The 19,426-nt window shown below is 62.7% G+C and carries 23 protein-coding genes and 1 pseudogene; 16 read left to right on the forward strand and 8 right to left on the reverse strand.

Annotated features, from left to right (window positions below; all coding sequences use genetic code 11):
* Nucleotides 1–7 precede the first annotated feature (7 nt).
* The 3 genes from LB515_RS07355 to LB515_RS07365 all read right to left on the reverse strand — a co-directional run bounded on the left by LB515_RS07355 (nucleotide 8) and on the right by LB515_RS07365 (nucleotide 1,221).
* Nucleotides 8–226, reverse strand: a complete 219-nt coding sequence (locus tag LB515_RS07355) for a hypothetical protein (protein WP_140844354.1) — start codon at nucleotides 224–226, stop codon at nucleotides 8–10.
* Nucleotides 227–450: 224 nt separating this feature from the next.
* Nucleotides 451–639, reverse strand: coding sequence for a DUF3606 domain-containing protein (locus LB515_RS07360; RefSeq protein WP_224629451.1), 189 nt, complete (start codon nucleotides 637–639; stop codon nucleotides 451–453).
* A 273-nt stretch (nucleotides 640–912) separates the two neighbouring features.
* Nucleotides 913–1,221, reverse strand: a complete 309-nt coding sequence (locus LB515_RS07365) for a DUF982 domain-containing protein (protein ID WP_224632579.1) — start codon at nucleotides 1,219–1,221, stop codon at nucleotides 913–915.
* A 366-nt stretch (nucleotides 1,222–1,587) separates the two neighbouring features.
* On the opposite strand from LB515_RS07365, the gene LB515_RS07370 reads away from it, so the two are divergent.
* The 4 genes and pseudogenes from LB515_RS07370 to LB515_RS07385 form a co-directional block, all read left to right on the forward strand.
* Nucleotides 1,588–1,749, forward strand: coding sequence for a hypothetical protein (locus tag LB515_RS07370; protein WP_224601105.1), 162 nt, complete (start codon nucleotides 1,588–1,590; stop codon nucleotides 1,747–1,749).
* Between the two features lie 93 nt (nucleotides 1,750–1,842).
* A complete protein-coding gene (locus tag LB515_RS07375) occupies nucleotides 1,843–2,649 on the forward strand; it encodes a hypothetical protein (RefSeq protein WP_095768838.1) in 807 nt (268 codons plus the stop codon).
* Complete coding sequence (locus LB515_RS07380; RefSeq protein WP_224707281.1) at nucleotides 2,642–3,388, forward strand: metallophosphoesterase; 747 nt, start codon at nucleotides 2,642–2,644, stop codon at nucleotides 3,386–3,388. Before LB515_RS07375 ends, LB515_RS07380 begins: the two co-directional genes overlap by 8 nt.
* Nucleotides 3,389–3,525: 137 nt before the next feature.
* A pseudogene (locus tag LB515_RS07385) lies at nucleotides 3,526–3,687 on the forward strand (LysR family transcriptional regulator); the annotation flags it as partial.
* A 221-nt stretch (nucleotides 3,688–3,908) separates the two neighbouring features.
* Here LB515_RS07385 and LB515_RS07390 read toward each other — a convergent pair.
* The 3 genes from LB515_RS07390 to LB515_RS07400 are packed head-to-tail and all read right to left on the reverse strand — an operon-like array spanning nucleotide 3,909 to nucleotide 7,461.
* Nucleotides 3,909–4,724, reverse strand: a complete 816-nt coding sequence (locus LB515_RS07390) for an alpha/beta hydrolase (protein ID WP_224707282.1) — start codon at nucleotides 4,722–4,724, stop codon at nucleotides 3,909–3,911.
* Nucleotides 4,725–4,734: 10 nt separating this feature from the next.
* Nucleotides 4,735–6,219, reverse strand: a complete 1,485-nt coding sequence (locus LB515_RS07395; protein ID WP_224707283.1) for an NAD-dependent succinate-semialdehyde dehydrogenase — start codon at nucleotides 6,217–6,219, stop codon at nucleotides 4,735–4,737.
* A 15-nt stretch (nucleotides 6,220–6,234) separates the two neighbouring features.
* Nucleotides 6,235–7,461, reverse strand: a complete 1,227-nt coding sequence (locus LB515_RS07400) for an iron-containing alcohol dehydrogenase (protein ID WP_224707284.1) — start codon at nucleotides 7,459–7,461, stop codon at nucleotides 6,235–6,237.
* A 135-nt stretch (nucleotides 7,462–7,596) separates the two neighbouring features.
* On the opposite strand from LB515_RS07400, the gene LB515_RS07405 reads away from it, so the two are divergent.
* Nucleotides 7,597–8,295 carry a GntR family transcriptional regulator gene (locus LB515_RS07405; RefSeq protein ID WP_224601112.1) on the forward strand — a complete coding sequence of 233 codons (699 nt, stop codon included), beginning with the start codon at nucleotides 7,597–7,599 and terminating at the stop codon, nucleotides 8,293–8,295.
* A 108-nt stretch (nucleotides 8,296–8,403) separates the two neighbouring features.
* Complete coding sequence (locus tag LB515_RS07410) at nucleotides 8,404–8,997, forward strand: DJ-1/PfpI family protein (RefSeq protein WP_224527768.1); 594 nt, start codon at nucleotides 8,404–8,406, stop codon at nucleotides 8,995–8,997.
* A gap of 157 nt (nucleotides 8,998–9,154) precedes the next feature.
* Here the strand turns inward: LB515_RS07410 and LB515_RS07415 are convergent, their stop codons facing one another.
* The gene (locus LB515_RS07415; protein ID WP_224707285.1) at nucleotides 9,155–9,919 is read right to left on the reverse strand and encodes an SDR family oxidoreductase; all 765 of its coding nucleotides are present in this window, start codon (nucleotides 9,917–9,919) and stop codon (nucleotides 9,155–9,157) included.
* A gap of 289 nt (nucleotides 9,920–10,208) precedes the next feature.
* Between LB515_RS07415 and LB515_RS07420 the strand changes: the two genes are divergently transcribed.
* From LB515_RS07420 to LB515_RS07455, 8 genes are all read left to right on the forward strand, one after another.
* Entirely contained in the window at nucleotides 10,209–10,481 is a 273-nt protein-coding gene (locus LB515_RS07420; RefSeq protein ID WP_095768828.1) for a hypothetical protein, read from the forward strand.
* A 294-nt stretch (nucleotides 10,482–10,775) separates the two neighbouring features.
* Nucleotides 10,776–11,978 (forward strand): ABC transporter substrate-binding protein, encoded by a 1,203-nt coding sequence (locus LB515_RS07425; RefSeq protein ID WP_224527774.1) that lies wholly within the window; start codon nucleotides 10,776–10,778, stop codon nucleotides 11,976–11,978.
* Nucleotides 11,979–12,055: 77 nt separating this feature from the next.
* Nucleotides 12,056–12,922 carry a branched-chain amino acid ABC transporter permease gene (locus tag LB515_RS07430; protein WP_224707287.1) on the forward strand — a complete coding sequence of 289 codons (867 nt, stop codon included), beginning with the start codon at nucleotides 12,056–12,058 and terminating at the stop codon, nucleotides 12,920–12,922.
* A gap of 25 nt (nucleotides 12,923–12,947) precedes the next feature.
* Nucleotides 12,948–13,910, forward strand: a complete 963-nt coding sequence (locus LB515_RS07435) for a branched-chain amino acid ABC transporter permease (protein WP_224707288.1) — start codon at nucleotides 12,948–12,950, stop codon at nucleotides 13,908–13,910.
* A gap of 3 nt (nucleotides 13,911–13,913) precedes the next feature.
* Nucleotides 13,914–14,693, forward strand: a complete 780-nt coding sequence (locus LB515_RS07440) for an ABC transporter ATP-binding protein (protein WP_095768824.1) — start codon at nucleotides 13,914–13,916, stop codon at nucleotides 14,691–14,693.
* The gene (locus tag LB515_RS07445; RefSeq protein ID WP_095768823.1) at nucleotides 14,690–15,412 is read left to right on the forward strand and encodes an ABC transporter ATP-binding protein; all 723 of its coding nucleotides are present in this window, start codon (nucleotides 14,690–14,692) and stop codon (nucleotides 15,410–15,412) included. The genes LB515_RS07440 and LB515_RS07445 overlap by 4 nt, the downstream gene beginning before the upstream one ends.
* Before the next feature lie 11 nt (nucleotides 15,413–15,423).
* Nucleotides 15,424–16,167, forward strand: coding sequence for an aspartate/glutamate racemase family protein (locus LB515_RS07450; protein ID WP_095768822.1), 744 nt, complete (start codon nucleotides 15,424–15,426; stop codon nucleotides 16,165–16,167).
* A 141-nt stretch (nucleotides 16,168–16,308) separates the two neighbouring features.
* Nucleotides 16,309–17,016 (forward strand): GntR family transcriptional regulator, encoded by a 708-nt coding sequence (locus LB515_RS07455; RefSeq protein ID WP_224629425.1) that lies wholly within the window; start codon nucleotides 16,309–16,311, stop codon nucleotides 17,014–17,016.
* A gap of 46 nt (nucleotides 17,017–17,062) precedes the next feature.
* Here the strand turns inward: LB515_RS07455 and LB515_RS07460 are convergent, their stop codons facing one another.
* Nucleotides 17,063–17,965, reverse strand: a complete 903-nt coding sequence (locus tag LB515_RS07460) for an SDR family oxidoreductase (protein ID WP_224707289.1) — start codon at nucleotides 17,963–17,965, stop codon at nucleotides 17,063–17,065.
* Between the two features lie 81 nt (nucleotides 17,966–18,046).
* Between LB515_RS07460 and LB515_RS07465 the strand changes: the two genes are divergently transcribed.
* Entirely contained in the window at nucleotides 18,047–18,901 is an 855-nt protein-coding gene (locus LB515_RS07465; protein ID WP_224707290.1) for a helix-turn-helix transcriptional regulator, read from the forward strand.
* A gap of 111 nt (nucleotides 18,902–19,012) precedes the next feature.
* The gene (locus LB515_RS07470; protein WP_224601119.1) at nucleotides 19,013–19,348 is read left to right on the forward strand and encodes a hypothetical protein; all 336 of its coding nucleotides are present in this window, start codon (nucleotides 19,013–19,015) and stop codon (nucleotides 19,346–19,348) included.
* Nucleotides 19,349–19,426 lie beyond the last annotated feature (78 nt).

Genomic DNA, 19,426 nt, shown 5'->3' on the forward strand with positions numbered 1-19,426 from the left:
CGCCGGATTAGACCGACATCAAGTCGAAGCTGACGGCGTGTCCGTGCTTGACGGCCGACCGCGCGATCATGTTGCTCAATTGAGGAGACTCTATCGAGCAATCCGGCATGACAGTCAGGATGGCCCGCGTGGCCGCGGCCACCGACACCGGCGAGCGGTGCGAGGAACGCGTTTCCATATAGTGCTCGATGAGTTCGTTCAGCCGGACAGGATGATATTTGATCACGCCGCACCTCCCTAAGCCGCGCTTATTTCTCTTGCAGTCAACGAATGCTCCCGGTCTCGCGGTCGCGCATTAACCCATGAGAGGGAGTCGGAAATTCTTTGAAGCTTCGGCGCTGCAACGACACGTCTGGAGACATTGGCGCTTCGGTCATCACACTGGCTTTGCGCGCGCATTCCCTTCGCCGGCGGCTTCAGCCAGTCGCATCCGCGCCAGGTCATTCCGGCCTAACGGGAACCGAGCGCCTTGGCTTCGCGCTCCAGCGTCGCGCGGTCATTGCCGTGTTTGCGAATAAGCTCCCGGGCTTCGGGCATCGTCAGCTGGAATTTCCGCGCGAAATACGCGACCTCATATTCTTCGTCGCCCGATATTCGGTCGCGGTCGCGGAAATCACGCTGGTTCTTGTCGTCGGTCATCACCGTTCCTCCTGGTTGAAGAACAAGGTCCGCCGGTAAACGTTCCGCCGGCCGCTGCACGGAACATGCGGCTCGGTGCGGTTCGGAAGTCCTCCGTCGCACCCGGCGGCATACCGAGCGCCTGATCGGAGAAACGGGATGGCCATCGCGAGAAGCCGCCTTTTGCTGGAACGATCCCGCTGGCTGGTGGATCAGATCGGGGCGGGCAAAATCTCGGCTCGCCATGGATGGCGGCCAGCACACCGGGGCAGCGGACCCGCCGGCCTCCTGATCTCAGCTCTGGTCGCCAAGCAATATTCTGGCGTCCTCGGCAGCAGCGATGAAAGCCTGGCGTGCGACCCTTGGCGGCTCCTGATTGCGCAACACCGCAAGGCAGGCCTGGATCGCGCGGCGCCGTGTCCTCAAATGAGGCTTGGGCCAATCGTGCAAAAGCACGTCAGCCGCATCCAGCACCGACACGACGACGCGGTCACGGTCGATGCGACCTGGCTGCACCACGACCGGTTTGCGAAAACGTTTGCTGCGATAGCGCATGGCCGCTTTGCCGCTGAACCGGTGATCGGACACGGCATCATCCTTCAATCGGCGTTTGCGACAACAACCTATGTTAAGGCGGCGCGACCGATCGTGGGGCAGACTGCGGCGGCCTTAGTTCCCTCACCGAGGCAGGCCCGGTCTGCGCTCCTGTGTCACCAACGAGGATAAGCAGACCGGGCTTTCAATTGGCTCCGCAATGCCTGCGGAATGCCTTCAGCGATCCCATTCTCCATGGAGAGCGCTTCTTCAGTAAACCTGGACGCGACCGCTACGTTCCGTCTCGTCGAGCATGGGCACGGCCGTGAGTCGAGATCGGCTTAACTGTCGCCTCGCACGGACGGTGGGCGGAACATTTGGCCGCCAACTCGGTTAGCCGGACGACCGACCGCCTCCAACCGGGAAGGAAAAGCCATGCTCGGTGTCGATCTGTGGGCCTTCGTCGTGATCGGCGGGCCGATTATTCTCCTGCTCGTGCTCGTTTATGCTCTTTTGACCCGCCGGCACCGAGGGCCGGCCGAACGCCGCGAGAGCGATCGTGCAACCGAGCGCCTATACCGCAAGCAAGGGGACTGAGGTGAGGCTCACCCACAGTCGCCGGCGACGGAACCAGCCGGTCAGGTTGCTGTTTACATCCCGGATGAAGATTTGAGCTCGGAGCAACGGTCGATGGCCGATGACGAGTTGCCGGGCGTGCTGGCGACGCTGCCTGTGATCGACGCCAAGGCGGAGCCGACGCTGAAGAGCGCGGAGGCGGAAGCTTTCTATACGCACGCGATCCGCGAGCTCGCCGCCACGGACATTCCTTTTCTGGTTGCCGGAACATATGCGGTGAGCGCCTATACCGGCGTCGTGCGCCAGACCAAGGACCTCGATATCTTCTGCAAGGCAGGCGATTGTCCGCGCATCCTCGCCCATTTCAAGGATATCGGCTACGCCGTCGTGATCGAGGACGATCGCTGGCTGGGGAAAGTCTTCGAAGGTCCGCATTTCTTCGACGTGATCTTTGCTTCCGCCAACGGCACCATGCAGGTCGAGGACCAGTGGCTGGAGCATGCCCGGCAGGTCGAGCTGCTGGGCAGCCGGGTCAGGATCATCGGACCTACGGAACTTATCTGGTCGAAATGCTTCATCCAGGACAGGGGACGGCACGATGGCGCCGATATCGCCCATACCATCCTCAAAGCACATGAGCAGATCGACTGGCAAAGGCTGCTGTCTTATCTCGACATTCACTGGGAGGTGCTGCTGATGCAGTTGCTGAATTTCCGCTGGATCTATCCCAGCGAACGCGACCGCATTCCCGACTGGTTGCTTGACGATCTGCTCGACCGGCTCGCCAGGCAGCGGCAATTGCCTTCACCGAGGATGAAGATCTGCCGCGGTCGACTGCTGTCGCAGGTCGACTACGAGATCGATGTCAAGGAATGGGGCTTTGCCGGTGTCGGCGGCGTTGGAGAATTTCACGATGGCTGAACAAAGCAGGGCAAGCAAAACGAGCGGAAACGGCAAAATCAAAGTCGCCGCGGTAGGAGATCTGCATGTTCAGGAAGATGCCCAAACCTCCCATCGCGACCTGTTCGGCGAGGTTTCGCGCGAAGCCGACGTCCTGGTGCTTACCGGCGACCTCACCAATCTCGGCAAGCCGAAGGAGGCCGAGCTTTTGGCCGAGGATCTCCGGGCCTGCTCGATTCCCGTGGTCGCGGTGCTCGGCAACCACGACTACGAATCCGATTGCGCCGAGCAGATAGCGGCGACACTTCGCCAGGCCGGCGTTTACCTCCTCGACGGACAGGCGACGGAACTGATGGAAGTCGGCTTTGTCGGCGTCAAAGGTTTTGTTGGCGGGTTCGGCTCGAGGATGCTCGGGTCCTTCGGTGAGCCGGCAATCAAGGCCATGGTGGCCGAGAGCGTCAGCGAGGCGATGCGGCTGGAAAATGCCATGCGGCAAGTCCGCGCCAAGCGGACACTTGTTGTGCTTCACTACGCCCCGATCGCGGAAACGGTCGCTGGCGAGCCGCCTGAAATCTTCCCGTTCCTCGGCTCTTCCCGGCTGGCCGAAACGATCGACCGGTTCAAGGTGAGCGCCGTCGTGCATGGTCACGCGCATCGAGGCACCTTCGAAGGTCAAACTCCCGGCGGCGCGAAAGTCTACAATGTCGCCATGCACGTCGCGAAGCCGACGGGCCGGCCCTATGCGCTGCTCGAGATCTGAGCCGGCCAGCGACTTGGTGACCGGTGGCTAGACCTCGTCGAACTGGCTGCCTTCCTTGGAAGGGCCCGCGGTGTGGACAGTCCACAAGGAGCGGATGAAGCGCTCGAAGGCGCACAATGTTTCTCTGTCGCGCCAAGCGCGTGCCGGGAACCGACCTACACATGTACGGAACGCTCTGGCTTCTCACGCAGGGGGAGTCCCGCAAGACGAAGCGCGTGCGGCTCTTCACCGAGTTCATGTCCCGCAGGCTTGCCGCGCACGCGCCGCTTCTCGCCGGGCTGTCCATATCGCGCGACTGACGCGCGGCAGGTCGCCGGAGACGCTTGCGCATCTGATGGTTCGGGCGACGGCAGCCTTCAACGCGGGGAACTTTTTGAGCGGCTACGGTCTCTTACGGTTTGACGCTTTTGTCGCCATAGCCGCCCCATGCAGCCGGCGCGCTTGCGGCCTGCGCCGCTTGAGCGGGATTGAGCGCAGCATTCCACTTCGCAGGCCAGCGGCCCGGTATCTGGATAGGGCTCTATGTGGCGATGAGCTTGGCCAGACGATCCGATGCCTCGGTTCCACTCACTCCAAGGTCGCGAACGCTGCTCATGTGATTGGCACCGGAGAGGGCGGTTTGAGAGACTGCCAGCCCTTGTTTTCGCAGATGCTTCGCAAATGCCTCGGCCTGGCTGTGAAACGGCGGCGTTTCCTCGGCTCCAACAGCAATCTCGACCTCTACGGCGGGATCGAAGCGATGTGTCAGCGGCGACAGGCTGGCGGCCTCCTCGTCCGTTATGGCGATCTCGGCGGCAAGGAAGGAGGTCTGCAGCGGCTTCAACTCGTACAAGCCGCCAAGCAGCAGCGCGCCTTTAACGCTTGATGATCGGCCGTCATCGTTGAACAGCATCGTCGCCAGATGGGCGCCGGCGGAGTGCCCGCTGACCGTCAGGCGGCCGCAATCGCCGCCATGCTCGGCGATGTGCTCGAGCACCCAACGCTTGGCTCGGCGCACCTGCTCGACGATGGCGGCCATCCTCACCGAGGGCATCAGTGAATAGTCGACGATGATCGCGATCGCGCCCGCCCGCGTCACCGTGTCCGCGACATAGGAATAATCGCGCTTGGAGAACATGCGCCAGTAGCCGCCGTGGATGAACATGTGCACCGGCAGGCGATCGCGTTTTCCCAGGGGACAGAACAGATCGACGGTTTCGGCGGCGTCCGGTCCGTAGGCGATATCGGCGACGCTCGGGATTTTCGCCCGGGTCTCCGCGCTGCGGCGAACGATCTCGGCGACGATATCGTCGAACTCCGTAACGTGGTCGCGGATGCGAAACGGATCCCTGGTCATGCCTGCGCCCTCACATCGTCACGGCGATATACTTGGCTTCCAGGAACTCGCTGATGCCGTGCTTTTGCCCGCCTTCGCGTCCCAGGCCGCTCTGCTTGACGCCGCCGAAGGGAGCCGCAGGGTCGGACATCAGGCCCCGGTTCAGCGCTATCATACCCGACTCGATCCTTGATGCCACGCGCATGCCCTTGGCCAGATCGCGCGTGTAGATGTAGGCCGCCAACCCGTATTCGGTGTCGTTGGCGCGCGCGATGACTTCGGCCTCATCGTCGAAGCGCATGATTGGAGCGACGGGACCGAATATTTCCTCGTGCGCCATCTCCGCATCCGGGGCAACGTCGCAAAGAACCGTCGGCGGGTAGAAATAGCCCTTGTCATCCGAGGCTGCGCCTCCGCACAGCACCTTTGCACCGCGACGGACCGCGTCTTTGACAAGCCGGTCGATTTTCTCGATGGCTTTGCGAGTGATCATCGGGCCGCATTCGGTCTCGACGTCCGTGCCGGGGCCTACCTTGAGGGCGGCCATGCGCTTGCGCAGTCCCTCCGCGAAAGCATCATGGATACCCGCCTGGACATAAAGCCGGTTGGCGGCAGTGCATGCTTCGCCGGCGTTGCGCATCTTGGCAATCATCGCTCCGTCGAGCGCTGCCTCCAGGTCGGCGTCGTCGAACACGACAAAGGGAGCGTTGCCGCCAAGCTCCATCGAACAGGAGATGACGTGCCTGGCGGCTTCGGCCAGAAGAACGCGCCCAACGCCGGTGGAGCCGGTGAACGAGAGTTTGCGCATTCGCGGGTCGGCGAGCATGGCAGCGGTCAGCGGTCCCGGATTGGACGTGGTGAGAACGTTCACGACACCGGGCGGGACGCCGGCGTCCTCATACAGCGCGGCAAGCGCATAGGCAGTCAGCGGCGTTTCGCTGGCGGGCTTCAGGATCACGGTACAGCCGGCTGCGAGCGCGGGCGCGATCTTGCGTGTGGCCATGGCAGCTGGAAAATTCCATGGCGTGATCAGCACACATATGCCGATCGGCTGGTAGTCGATGACGATGCGGTTTGCGCCGGAAGGCGCAAGGCCGAACTCGCCGCTGATGCGAACCGCTTCCTCGGCGTTCCACCGAAAGAACTCGGCCGCATAAGCGACTTCGCTGCGTGCATCGCGCAGCGCCTTGCCGTTCTCCAACGAAATCAGCACGGCCAGCGTCTCCGCCCGCTGGGTCATCAGTTCGAAGCAACGTCTCAGGATCTCCGACCGTTTGCGTGGGGCCGTTTCGCGCCAAGCAGCCGCCGCCTTGGCCGCGGCGTCGACGGCGGCCGCGGCGTCAGCGAGCGTAGCATCGGGAACAGCCGCGATGACGGATTCCGTCGATGGATCGACCACCTCGATAACGCGCCCGTCCGACGAGGGCCGCCATTGCCCGCCGATATAGAGCCCGTGTGAGAACGTGGCATATTCGGAGATGTCCTCCTCGTCCAAAAGCCCTGGAGAAGCGTTCATGAGGTGTCTCCTGTTTCACATCAGAACGGCGGGCATGTCGCCGTCATAGGCCGCTCGCACCAGCCGTCGCATCGCGGCGGCGTCGAAAGGGCGGGGGTTGTTCTTGATCAGGCGGTCGATGCCGAGCGCCTGCTCGGCGGTCCACTCGATCTTGCCGGCAGGCAAGCCCAGCTCGGCCAGCGTCCGTGTGATGCCGATCGAGCCGAAAAGCCGTGAGACCTCTGCGATGGTCGCGGAAGCCCTGTCCTTGAGTTCAATGTCGGCATGGGGAAGACCGAGTGCTGCACCAACCTCGGCAAACTCGCTGGCGGCGGCGGGCAGGTTGTAGTTCATCACATAGGGAAGCATGGTCGCCACCCCCAACCCATGCGGCGTGTGGGTGAGCGCGCCAACCGGATATTGCACGGCATGGGCGGCGGCCGTCCCGGCCGTGCCGAAGGCGCAGCCGGCCGCCAAGGCGCCCATCATCACATCGGCGCGCGCATCCTCGTCCGCACCGTCCCGGTAGGCCCTTTCCAGGCTGCGGCCAAGAAGCTTGACGGCCAATAGCGCGAAATGGTCGGTGAGAGCGCTCTTGCCCACAAAGACGTGCTGCTGCGGCAGTGTCGGATCGGTTCCGCGTCTCGCCGCCGTAAAGGCTTCGATGGCGTGCGTCAGGGCATCGGCGCCTGCAATTGCCGTGAGCGCGGGCGGGCAAGTCGCGGTCAGCTCCGGGTCGCATAGCGCGACGGCGGCGATGAGGTGAGGACTTGAAATGCCGACCTTCAGCAGGCGCTCCGGATCGGAAATGACGGCTACGGGCGTCACCTCCGAGCCGGTGCCGGCGGTGGTCGGCACGGCAATCAGCGGCAGCGTTGGGCCCGGGACCTTGAACTCGCCATAGTAGTCCTGAAGCCTGCCGCCATGACTGATCAGCAGCGCCGCGCATTTGGCCATGTCGAGGCAGCTTCCGCCACCGATCCCAACGACCATGTCGGGTTTGAAATCCTTCGCCTCGGCAACACAGACCGCGACGCTGTCCCGAGGCACGTCCGGCAGAGTGCGGTCATGGACAAGGATTTCAACCGAGGTATTCCTCAGCGCGGCCATCATCTCGCCGAATATGGCCGTTGCCGCGAAGCGCTCGTCCGTGCAGACGAGCGCGCGCTTGCCATGCCTGGATGCGACCTGCGGCAGCACCTGGCGCTGGCCTTTGCCGAATAAGATTTCACGCGGCAATCGCGCTGCGGCGAACAAGGTCATCGAGTGAGCCCTTCCAGTATGGATCGGCGATCCATCGCTTCCATTTAGGCGTATCCGCTATAAAATCGTATAGGATATAGGATTGAATTGGCCGGAGCATCGTGTTAGTGGTCCTTCCTGTCAAGAGGCAAAAAGATGCAGAACCCCGATGTGAAGCTTGATGATGACGCGCGGCCGACGGGCAGAATCCAGCGCGCAAACAGCCTCGCGGGAGACGTCTACGAGGCGATCTTCCAGCAACTCATGTCGCTCAAGATCGCGCCGGGGTCGCGCATAACCGTGGACAATCTCGTCCGGGAGCTGGATGTCTCGCATACGCCGATCCGCGAGGCTCTCGGGCGTCTGGAAGGCGAAGGCCTGGTGATCAAGACCCATCTGATCGGCTATCGCGCCGCACCGCAGATCACACGCCGGCGTTTTGACGAGCTTTACGAATTGCGCCTTTTGCTTGAGCCTGCCGCCGCGGCCAAGGCAGCGGCCGGCCTGGACGCTGCCCGGCTGGCGGCCCTGCAAGAGGCGGCGGGGGTCATGACCCGCGGCGAGGGCAGGGACGAGCGCCTTCGCTATTCCAACTTCGCCCGCCAGGATGCGATCTTCCATGACAAGATCATGGAGTTCGCGCAGAACGAGATCATCCGCGAGACGCTGAACCACCAGCACACGCATTTTCACATTTTCCGGCTGATGTACCACTCGCGCGTAACCGAGGAGGCTCTCGACGAGCACGAAGCCATTCTCTCGGCTTTCGCAGCCGGCGATGCGAACGCGGCGCGAAGGGCCATGCGGGTGCACATCGAGAACTCGCGCGACAGGCTCCTGCCTGCGTTCGAATAGGCGGCCGGACGTTCCAGGCGGGTGAAACATGCCCTTTGCTGACATCCACAATCCGATGCCCAAAACCCAAGGCGCGCCTTGCACTGCCACGCAACCGAGAGGAAGACCATGCCAGCCAAAAAGATACTGATGCTGACCGGAGAGTTCACCGAGGAATACGAAATCTTCGTCTATCAGCAGGCCATGGAAGCTGTAGGCCATACCATCCATGTCGTGTGCCCCGACAAGAACGCCGGAGACCGGATCAAGACCTCGCTGCACGACTTTGAGGGCGACCAGACCTATACCGAGAAGCCCGGACACTACGCGCTGATCAACAAGACGTTTTCGGAGGCGGAAAGGCAGATCGACCAGTATGATGCGGTCTACTGCGCCGGCGGCCGCGGACCGGAATACATCCGCACCGACAAGCGCGTTCAGGCCATGGTCCGCCACTTCCACGAGACCAGGAAGCCGATCTTCACGATCTGCCACGGCGTGCAGATTCTGATAGCGGTGGATGGTGTCGTGCGCGGCAAGAAGGTCGGTGCGCTGGCGGCCTGCGAGCCGGAGGTCACCCTTGCGGGCGGCACCTATATCGACCTCTCGCCCACCGACGCCTATGTAGACGGCACGATGGTTTCGGCCAAAGGGTGGACCGCACTTGCTGCCTTCATTCGTGAGTGTCTGAAGGTGCTCGGCACGGAAATCCACCATAACTAGCCACTGCCGGCCGCTGCGCTTGAGAAGGCGGGCGACCTGGCACAAATGCAACGGCGGATCCCGGTTTCGGGTCGGATCGCGACGCGTTTCCCGCGGCCTTTGCCAAGGCCGCGACGTCCTTCGATTTAAGTACGAAGCGCGCCGCGCTTCGCTTCTGCTACCAGCACACGAAGCCGCCATCCACGATGAGATCGATGCCGGTAACGAAAGACGCGGCTCGACTGGCCAGAAACACCGCCGGGCCTATCATCTCCTCGGGTGCCGCGAGGCGACCCATGGGCGTATCGCGCTCGAAGTTCTTCACTTGCTCGGCCACTTCCGGCCTCCGGTTCATCGGGGTCAGCGTGTATCCGGGGCTGAGCACGTTGAGCCGCAGTCCGCGGTCCGACCATTCCATCGCCAGGCTCTTGGTCATGTGAATGACCGCTGCCTTCGACGAGTTGTAGTGCGTCTGGAGGAGACCACGGTTGACGATCGAGCCGGACATGGAGGCCACGTTGATGATCGATCCCTTGCGGCGCGGCAGCATCACGCGAGCCTCGGCCTGGCAGGACAAGAACACACCGCCGACATTGATGCCGTAAAGTTCTTCCCACGTGGCCAGCGGCAAGGTCTCGGCCGCGTGTGCGCCGCCTATACCTGCATTGTTGACGGCAACCGTAAGCGGGCCGAGCTCCCTTTCGATACGCTCGACGGCGGCGGCAAGATCGGTTTCCGAAGTCACCGAGCCGGTTATCGCAAGCGCCTTGCGGCCGAGCGCGGTGATCCTCTGCGCCGTCGCCTCGAGCCCTCCCTTCGAGGCGTGACCGAAGCACGCGACGTCGGCACCGGCCTCAGCAAGGCCGACCGCTATGGCCTGACCGATGCCGCTGCCGGCGCCGGTGACCAGCGCGACGTCGCCGTCCAGTTTGAACAAGTCCATTGGGTAGTTCCTTCCTAATTCCTTGATCGCAATCGGGCGAACATACAGGAGTCTTGGTCTCGGCTGCGGTTTTTGTCGCACCCCATCCTTGCTGATCGCTCAAATGCTGCTGCTGAACGTGGCGGCGATCGATCGACACCTCGAGCGCGAACTGCTCCCCTATCCATGATGCGCATCGCACAAATTTCTGTGTCGAGGAACTCACCGGCCGCGAGTGCGAAACGGGAACTTTTGTTCCACTGGCGATTTTGACTATGCTGCAGATCCGAATTGCCAGAAGGTCGCTGCCATGACGAAATATTTTGCAATCGCCGCGCTCGTGCTTGCCGCAGCAGCCATGATGGCGGGCCCGGCCGCCGCTGGCGAACAGCATCGCTACCGCGTCGTCAAACAGGAGCGTTATGTTCCAGCCAGCGACGACATCATCGAGACGCTGTTCGGCGGTCCGCGCTATTACGATCAGCAGATGACCACCACGGCGGCGGGCGCCTGCGCGTATCACCGCGTCGGACCGGACGCGAATGCGGTGAACTACATCAACGATAACTATTGCGGGAAGTAGGATTCCCTGGGGGCGGCGTTCCTCGGAGCGTTATCGACAAGCCTCGACCCTCTTTGCGTTATGGTCTCTGCGAACTTATCGGAGTTCGCCGGGGTGGCTGTGGTTGGCCGGACGTGGCCTCTTTTGAATACCGATCCTCTCGCGGGTCTGCGGGTCATCGCACACAGTCGACCCAGACATTGTACACAATAATGAAGAAAGATGTTGACAATCGACCTCGGCCGGTTTCCCTTACGCTATACGCGCAGCCTACGAGCAAAACACAAAGCGCGATAACCAAGGGGAACTGAAACTATGATCAACCGTCGCTCGACTCTGAAATCAATGGCGCTCGGCGCCGTCTCGACCCTGGCGCTTGCCGCTCTCGGCATTTCGTCCGCGCAGGCTGAAAACAAGGAACTGAAGATCGGCTTCGTCGGCGTTACCAGCGGCCCCGCTGCCGCCTGGGGCACGTCGAACGTGCGCTCGATGCAGACCCGCGCCGCCTGGATCAACGAGACAGGTGGCGTCAAGATCGGCAACGACACCTACAAGATCAATATCGTCACCTTCGACGACCAGAAGGATCCCAAGCGCGCCATCGCCGGCATGGAGAAGATGGCGCAGGAAGGCATCCACTATGTCGTCGGGCCGAATGTCGATGACGGCGCCGCCGCGGTGCGCCCCGTCGCCGAGGCCAACGGCATCATTTATTTTCCCTACGCTTTCCCCAAGGCGCTCTACCAGAAGCCGGCCTCCAATGCGGTGCTCGGGATGATCGCCAACTATCAGTCAGGCCCTGCGATCTACAAATATCTCAAGGAAAACAAAGGCGTGAAGAAGATCGCCTTTGTCGCGGCCAATGAATCCGACCCGCTCAGCCAGCGCGACAGCGGCGTCGAGGCGGCGAAGGCACTTGGACTGGAAGTCGTCGCCCAGAACGACACCTACCAGAATGACACCCGCGACTTCACGCCAGTGCTGACGCCGATCGTCGCCTTGAAGCCCGACCTGCTCGTCCTGTCCGGCGTGGCCCCGGCCAACGCGCCGCTGCTCATCCGCGCCGCCCGCGAGCTCGGCTATGAAGGCCTGATCTCGACGGAAACCGCGCAGGACGCCAAGGTCCTGGAAGAGGGCGCCGGCGAATACGCCAACGGCTTCATCTCCGTCGGCGGCGCCTCCACGCCGGAGATCGCATCGGACGCGATGAAGGAATTCGTCACCCGCTACACCAAGATGTTCGGCGAATACAACGACGAGTCAAACACCAAGGTCTATGCGCTCGAATACATCATCGAGACCTTGAAGGCCAATCCGGCGGCCATCAACAACGTCGAGGAATTCAAGAAGACCATGGACACTTTCTCGGCGCCCAATCCCTTCCTGAAGGGCGACGCGAAGCTCAGCTATGTCGGCATGACCTCCTTCGGCCAGAAGCGCCAGCTTTCGGTGCCGATGGTGGTCAACGAATATAAGGACGGCGCTTTCCAGACCTTGTTCGTCGGTTCCGTCGACTAGCGCCACCTTCGAGCGTCATTCCTCCAGCTTGCCGCGGGGTCCGATAGGCCGGACCCCGCGGAAGATCGAAGGTATCCATGGAACAGGTCATCGCCAACGGATTGTATCTCGGTGCCCAATACGCGCTGATCGCGCTGGGCTTGACCCTGATCTTCGCCCTGATGAACGTGCTCAATTTCGCTCACGGGCAGATGTATGTGCTGGGCGGGTTCATCACCTACACCGTCTACGGCCAGCTCGGCCTGCCTTTCGTGGTGGCGCTGCTCGCCTCCGGCGTCACGCTCGCTATCATCGGCGCGCTGATGGAGAAATTCCTCTTCCGCACCGTCATCAGGCGCAGCCATCGCGAGGAAAGCACGATGCTGCTCGCTGCCGCGACGGCCTTTTTCTTCGACGCCGTCATCCTGCTTCTGTTCGGCGAAAAGCAGCGCGGCGTTCCCAAGATAGTCAAGGGCGTCTTCAACGATGCCGGCATCATCATGCCTTACGATCGTATGGTCGTCGGCGTGCTGGCGATCGTCTTCATCGCCGCCTTCGTGCTCTATATGCAGTACAGCCGGGTTGGGCGGGCCATGCGCGCGCTTGCCCAGGATCGCGTCGCGGCCCAGCTGATGGGCGTCCGCGTCGATCGCTATTCGATGATCGGCTTTGCCATGGGCGCCATGCTCGCGGGCGTCGTCGGCGGGCTGCTGGTCACCATCACCGGCGTCAATTCGGGCATTGGCGGGCCGATCTCGATCAAGGCCTTCCTGATGGTGATGATCGGCGGCGCCGGCGTCGTCGGCGGCGCGATCGCTGGCGGCTTCATCCTGGGAATGATGGAGTCGGTCGGGCTCACCGTGCTGCGCGAATATGGCGACGTGACCTACCTCGTCATATTCGCTGCCCTGATGGTGTTCCTGTCGGTCCGTCCCAACGGGCTGATGGGCAAGCCGTGGGGTTGATGGCGCCATGACCCGCAACCGCAACATGAAAATCGCATCGGTCGCGGCCTTCCTGGCGATCGTCTTCATCGCCGTGCCGGCCGCGATCTCGGCAAGCGGCCGTTTTGATCTCTACTACACGTTGACCTCGGTGGCGCTGCTCAGCATCGCCAGCGCAGGTGTCTGGCTCACCTTCTATATCGGCCGCATCAACATCGGCCAGGGTGCCTATGCGCTGATGGGCGGCTACGTCTCGGCCATACTGGTGATGAACTATGGCTGGTCGTTCTGGTTGACCTTGCCGGTGGCCGGACTTTTTTGCGCCGCTGCGAGCGTGCTGATCGGCCTGCCGATCCTGCGGCTGCGTGGCGTCTATTTCGCCATGGTCACGCTGGTGCTGACGGAGGTGGCGCGGCTGCTCGCGCTGGCGCTGCCGATCACCAACGGCGCCAAGGGCATCGTCAGCATCCCGCTGCCCGGCGCGCTGTCGGTCTTCGGCCTGACCATCATTCCGGATTTCGCCACGCTGCAGAATTCGCGGCTCGCCTTCTATCTGCTGGCGGTCACGCTGATGGTGGTCTGCTTCGGGGTCATGTACCGGCTGGTCAATTCGCGCATGGGCAAACTGTGCCAGTCGCTGCAGCAGAATGAGGAGCTTGCGTCCTCGATCGGCGTCAATATCGCCTATCTGCGCGTCATTGCCTATGCCGTGTCGTCCTTCTTCGGGGGCGTTTCCGGCGCCATCTTTGCCGCCATCTCGCAATCGATCTATCCGTCGAGCTTCACGGTCACCGATTCCGTCAACTTCATGCTGAACTGTTTCCTCGGCGGCCTCGGCTATGTGTTCGGTCCGATGCTCGGCACGCTCGTGCTCTATTTCGGCTGGGACCTCCTGTTCCAGACCGGCCGATTCCAATTGCTCATCTATTCCGGCCTGATGATCGTCCTGATGCTGGTGCTGCCCAACGGCCTGCTCAGCCTCGCGGCTTCGATCCGGAAGAAGGCTTGAGCCATGGCCGAAATGCTCGAAGTCTCTGGCATCACCAAGCGCTTCGGCGGTCTGGTCGCTGTCAACAACATTTCCTTCTCGGTGCGCGAGAAGGAAATCCTGTCGGTGATCGGCCCGAACGGCGCCGGCAAGTCGACTTTGTTCAAGCTGATCTCGTCCTTCCTCAAGCCCACGACGGGCGAGGTGCGCCTGAAGGGCGAACGCATCTCAGGCATGGCGCCGCATATCGCCGCCCGCAAGGGCGTCGTGCGCACCTTTCAGGAGACCACCATCTTCAAGAACATGAGCGTGCGCGACAACGTCGTCATCGCGCATCACCTGCGCTCGAAGGCAAGCCTTCTCGGCTTTTTCCTCGGCACCGGCGTGGCGAAGGCCGACGAGGTGGCCTTCGGCGCCTCCGCCGACGAAATCCTGGCGCTGCTCGGCCTCTCCTCGCTTGCCAATGAGACCGCCCGCAACCTGCCGCACGGCCATTTACGGGCGCTGGGCATCGCCATCGGCCTTGCCACCGATCCTTCGATCTTGCTGCTCGACGAGCCCTTCGCCGGCATGAACCACGACGAAACGATGCGCATGGTGGCGATGGTGCGGCGCCTGCGCGATCTCGGCCTCACCATCCTGCTCGTCGAGCACGATATGCCGGCCGTGATGAAAATCTCGGACCGCATCGTGGTCCTCAATTTCGGGCAGAAGATCGCCGAAGGAACGCCGTCGGAAATCCAGGCCAACGAGAAGGTGATCGAAGCCTATCTGGGCAGCGAAGACGAGGCGATCGGCCTATGAACCAGATCCTGAACTTCGCCAATGTCGAGCTTTATTACGATCACGTGTATGCGCTGAAAGGCGTCTCGCTCGAGGTCAACGAGGGCGAGACCGTCGCGCTGATCGGCGCCAACGGCGCCGGCAAGTCGTCGATCCTTCGCGCCATCACCGGCTTGCGCAAGATCAGGTCAGGCGAGATCCATTATGGCGGCAAGCGCATCGACGCCGCCGCTCCCGACGAAATCGTCAAGATGGGTATCGCCATGGTGCCGGAAGGACGCCGCGTCTTCCCCTTCATGTCGGTCAGGGACAACCTCCTGATGGGCGCTTTCACCCGCACCAGCAAATCCGAGATCGCCGCGTCGATGGAGATGGTTCTGGGGCGCTTTCCGCGGCTGAAGGAGCGCTTCTCGCAGGCCGCCGGCACGATGAGCGGCGGCGAACAGCAGATGCTGGTCATCGGCCGCGCGCTGATGGCGAAGCCGAAGCTCCTGCTGCTTGACGAGCCGTCGCTCGGCGTCGCGCCAAAACTCGTCCAGGACATCGCCCGCTCGATCGTCGCCATCAACCGCGATGAGAAGGTCAGCGTGCTGCTGGTTGAGCAGAATTCGCGCATGGCGCTGCGTATCTCGCAGCGCGCTTATGCGCTCACCACCGGCAGCGTCGCGCTGAGTGGCAACTCCGCCGAATTGCTGACCGACGACCGGGTCAAGCGTCTTTATCTCGGCGGCGAGATCTGAGGCTGATTTCAATGCGCATACTCGTCATCAACCCCAACACGACCGCCTCGATGACCGTCAAGATCGGCGAGGCGGCGCAAAGCGTCGCCTCCGCGGGAACCGAAATCCTGGCGGTCAATCCGGCCGACGGTCCGCCAAGCATCGAGGGCTACTTCGACGAGGTCTTCGCCGTGCCGGGCATCATTGCCGAGATGAGCAAGGCGCCGGCGGCCGATGCCTATGTGATTGCCTGTTTCGACGACACCGGGCTCGACGCAGCGCGCTGTGCCAGCGGAGCCCCCGTTATCGGCATCGGCGAGGCGGCGTTCCATATGGCGAGCCTGATCGCCGGCAAGTTCAGCGTCGTCACCACGCTTGCCCGCTCGGTGCCCGCAATCGAGCACAATCTGGCGAAATACGGTCTCGCCTCGCGCTGCGCCAAGGTGCGCTCGTCGGAAGTCGCCGTGCTTGAGCTCGAACGTCCGGGCTCGAATGCAAGGCACAAGATATCGCAGGAGATCGCGCGCGCCATAAGCGAGGATCATGCCGAAGCCATCGTGCTCGGCTGCGCCGGCATGGCCGACCTTGCCAAAAGCCTTTCGGAAGAACATGGCGTTCCGGTGCTCGATGGCGTCGTCTGTGCCGTCACGCTGGCCGAGAGCCTGTGCAAGGTGGGCTTGAGGACATCGAAGATCGGCGGCTATGCCGCGCCGCGCGGCAAACAGTTCGCCGGCATGTTCGCACCGCTGTCGCCCACGGAAGTCGAAGTCGTCTAGTCTAGGCGGCTTCATGCTGGCGGACGGCCGGCCGGCGCCCGGGCAGGTGGGATTGACCGCCGCGCGAGCGATACTAGATTGGATGGGCTGCCGGCGATTTGGGGGGCAGATCGGGCCATTTCGGGCCTGCGCATTGAAAGCATGTTGACGGTACTCAAGGAAGAAGATCGGGACGACAAGCCGGCCGCGCGCTGGTCGCCGATCTATTATGGGCTGAGGGACGCCATCGTCAGCCATCGTCTCGCGCCGGGTACCAAATTGCCGGAAGACGAGTTGGCCTCGATCTATTCGGTGAGCCGCACGGTGGTCCGGTCCGCGCTGCAGGCCCTTGCCCATGACCGGCTGGCGCGGCTGGAGCCCAATCGCGGCGCCTTTGTCGCGCAGCCGTCGAAGATCGAGGCTCGGGAGGTGTTCGAGGCGAGGGCGCTGATCGAACCCAAGGTGGCCGCGCTCGCCGCCAGGACGGCGGTGCCGTCCGATATCGTGCAATTGCGGTCACACCTGGAGAAGGAGCACGACGCGCTGCATGCCGGCCGCGACAGCGACGCCATCATGCTGTCGGCGCGCTTCCACGTCGGCATCGCCGAGATCGCCGCGCATTCGGTATTCACCAACTTCGTGCGCGATCTCGTTTCGCACTCCTCGCTAATCATCGCGCTCTACTGGAAGCGCCGCGACGCCACCTGCGAGAAGCACGCCCACCACGCGCTGGTCGACGCGATCGAGGCCGGCGACAGCGCCGACGCCGCCGCCCTGATGAACAGCCATCTGGTCGACCTGCTGTCCGGACTCGACCTTACCGACAAGGTGGAGAAGTCCGACAGCTTGGCGGATCTGCTTCGAGCTTAGAGCGAACGGCGGTTCAGCCGGGTCGCTGAACCGCCGGAGGACCAGGCTAGGCTGCGGCCGCCTGCTTGTAATCCATTCGCTCGAGATCGGCGATGAGGCCGGATCCGGTAGGCTGCCAGCCGAGATGCGCACGCGTCCATTCGCTCGACGCTTGCATGTCGAGGCTGGCGAACATGGCAAGCCATCCGAAATGGTCGGCAGCCTCTTCCTGCGAGAGCGAGACCACCGGCACGTCGAGACCGGCGCCGATCACTTCCGCGATCTCGCGCACCGGAATGCCCTCCTCCGCGACGGCGTTGTAGCGCACGCCGGCTTCCTGCTTGTCCAGCGCCAACTGGTAGAGCTTCGCGACATCCAGCACATGCGCCGCCGACCACCGGTTGCGGCCTTCGCCAAGATAGGCGGACACGCCCTTGGCGCGCGTCTGCGCGATCAGCGGTGTGATCAGGCCTTGCTTCACCGTGTCATGCACCTGCGGCAGCCGCACCACCGACACCTTGACGCCCTTCTCCGCCATCGCCGCGCCGGTAAGCTCCGACAGGATGCGCGGATTGGGATGGTCGGTATTGAACACGTCTTCTCTCGCCGGCTGTCCGTGTTCGGCGGATCCCATGCCCACACCCGACGTGATGATGAGCAGCCGGTCCGAGCCGGCGAGCGCGCCGCCCAGCGCTTCGATGACGCGCTTGTCCTTCTCGCAATTCGCGGCGAAATTCGAGAAATTGTGGTCGAAGGCGGTGTGGATCACCGCATCCGATTTCGCCGCGCCGTCGCGCAGGCTGTCGAGGTCTTCGAGGTCGCCGCGATGCGGCTCGGCGCCGGCGGCAACAAGCGACCGCGCACCGGCGTCGGAGCGGGTCAGGCCAAGCACCTTATGGCCGGCGGCAAGAAGTTCGGGCACGATCCTGGAACCGATGAAGCCGGTCGCGCCGGTAAGGAATACACGCATGGGAGGGTCTCCTGTGGTTGTTCGGAGGCCTTATTTGCGCTATAAATCATTCTGTTAAAGTAGTGACTTTATCATGGTATAATGGTCAATAGGTTCGCAATGCCCGTCGAGACGACCAACAGGCTTGGCACCTTTCTTCGCGATCGCCGCATGCGGCTCGATCCCGCCGCCTTCGGTTTCGCCACGGGGCGCCGGCGCACACAAGGTTTGCGCCGCGAGGAGGTGGCGCAGCGCGCCAATATCAGCCCGACCTGGTATACCTGGCTGGAGCAGGGGCGGGGCGGCGCGCCGTCCGCCGACGTGCTCAACCGCATCGCGACCGGGCTGATGCTGACCGAGCCCGAACGCGAGCATTTGTTCATGCTTGGTCTCGGGCGGCCTCCGGAAGTTCGCTACAAAAGCGTGGACAGCGTGACGCCGCGACTCCAGCGTGTCCTCGACGCTTTGGACCCGAGCGCGGCGATCATCAAGACCGCGACCTGGGACGTGGTTGCCTGGAACCGTGCGGCGGCCGCGATGCTGACGGACTATTCCAAGCTGCCGCGCGAGCAGCGCAACATCCTGCGCCTGATGTTCGGCAATTCGCGCGTGCGTGACGCGCAGGACGACTGGCAGAGCGTCGCGCGTTTCGTGGTCGGATCCTTCAGAGCCGACGCCGTCCGCGCCGGCGCCGGCGCGGAGGTCACGGAACTGGTCGAGGAGCTTTCCAGGATCAGCCCCGAGTTCGCGGCACTGTGGCGCGACAATGACGTCGTTGCGGCGCATGGCGAGGGCGTGAAGCGTCTGCGGCATCCCGAGATCGGACTGATCGAGCTGGAGTTCTCGGTCTTCGCGGTCGACGGCCGCCCGGAACTCGGCATGATCGTCTACAATCCCGTCACGCAGTCGGATGCGGAACGTATTCGATCACTGATCGCATCTCGCGCCGCAGAATGATGGCCGCCATGCGCGGTGTTCCGCCAAGGTGCGGCGAAGCGGAAAACAGGTCACAAAGGCGACCCGGTTAGGATAATATCCACCGCCCGACTCCTTCGTGGAAGATGTCCTATGACCTTGAATGAGCTTAGTTGGTCGCCCTCTGAAAAGAAAGTTGCCCGCGCCGCATATGACAAGGCTCTTGAGAGGGCACTGGCCAGCATCATGGCCGAATTCAAAAGACGGGCGAACGCCGCGACCACACCCTCCGAGATGTGGGAGGTCGAGGAATATCTGAAGGAGCAACGTCGCGATTTGGATCGGACGTTCGACTATCGCTATTCGCAACTGACCGTCGTTTTCGCAACTCTCATCCGGCAAGGATATCTGGACGAGGACTTACTCTCGGGTCTGTCGCAAGAAAAACGCGAGGAGATCCGCAGAATGCTTGCGTGGCACAAGGGATAAGGGTTTAGAAGCGTTACCTTCGCGTTCCGCACGCCGGATCGCTTGCGGTGGTTGGCCGAAGCTCCTCATGAAGGCGCG

Origin of the sequence: Mesorhizobium sp. CA15 (assembly GCF_020165215.1) — a bacterium.
Classification (GTDB): Bacteria; Pseudomonadota; Alphaproteobacteria; order Rhizobiales; family Rhizobiaceae; genus Mesorhizobium.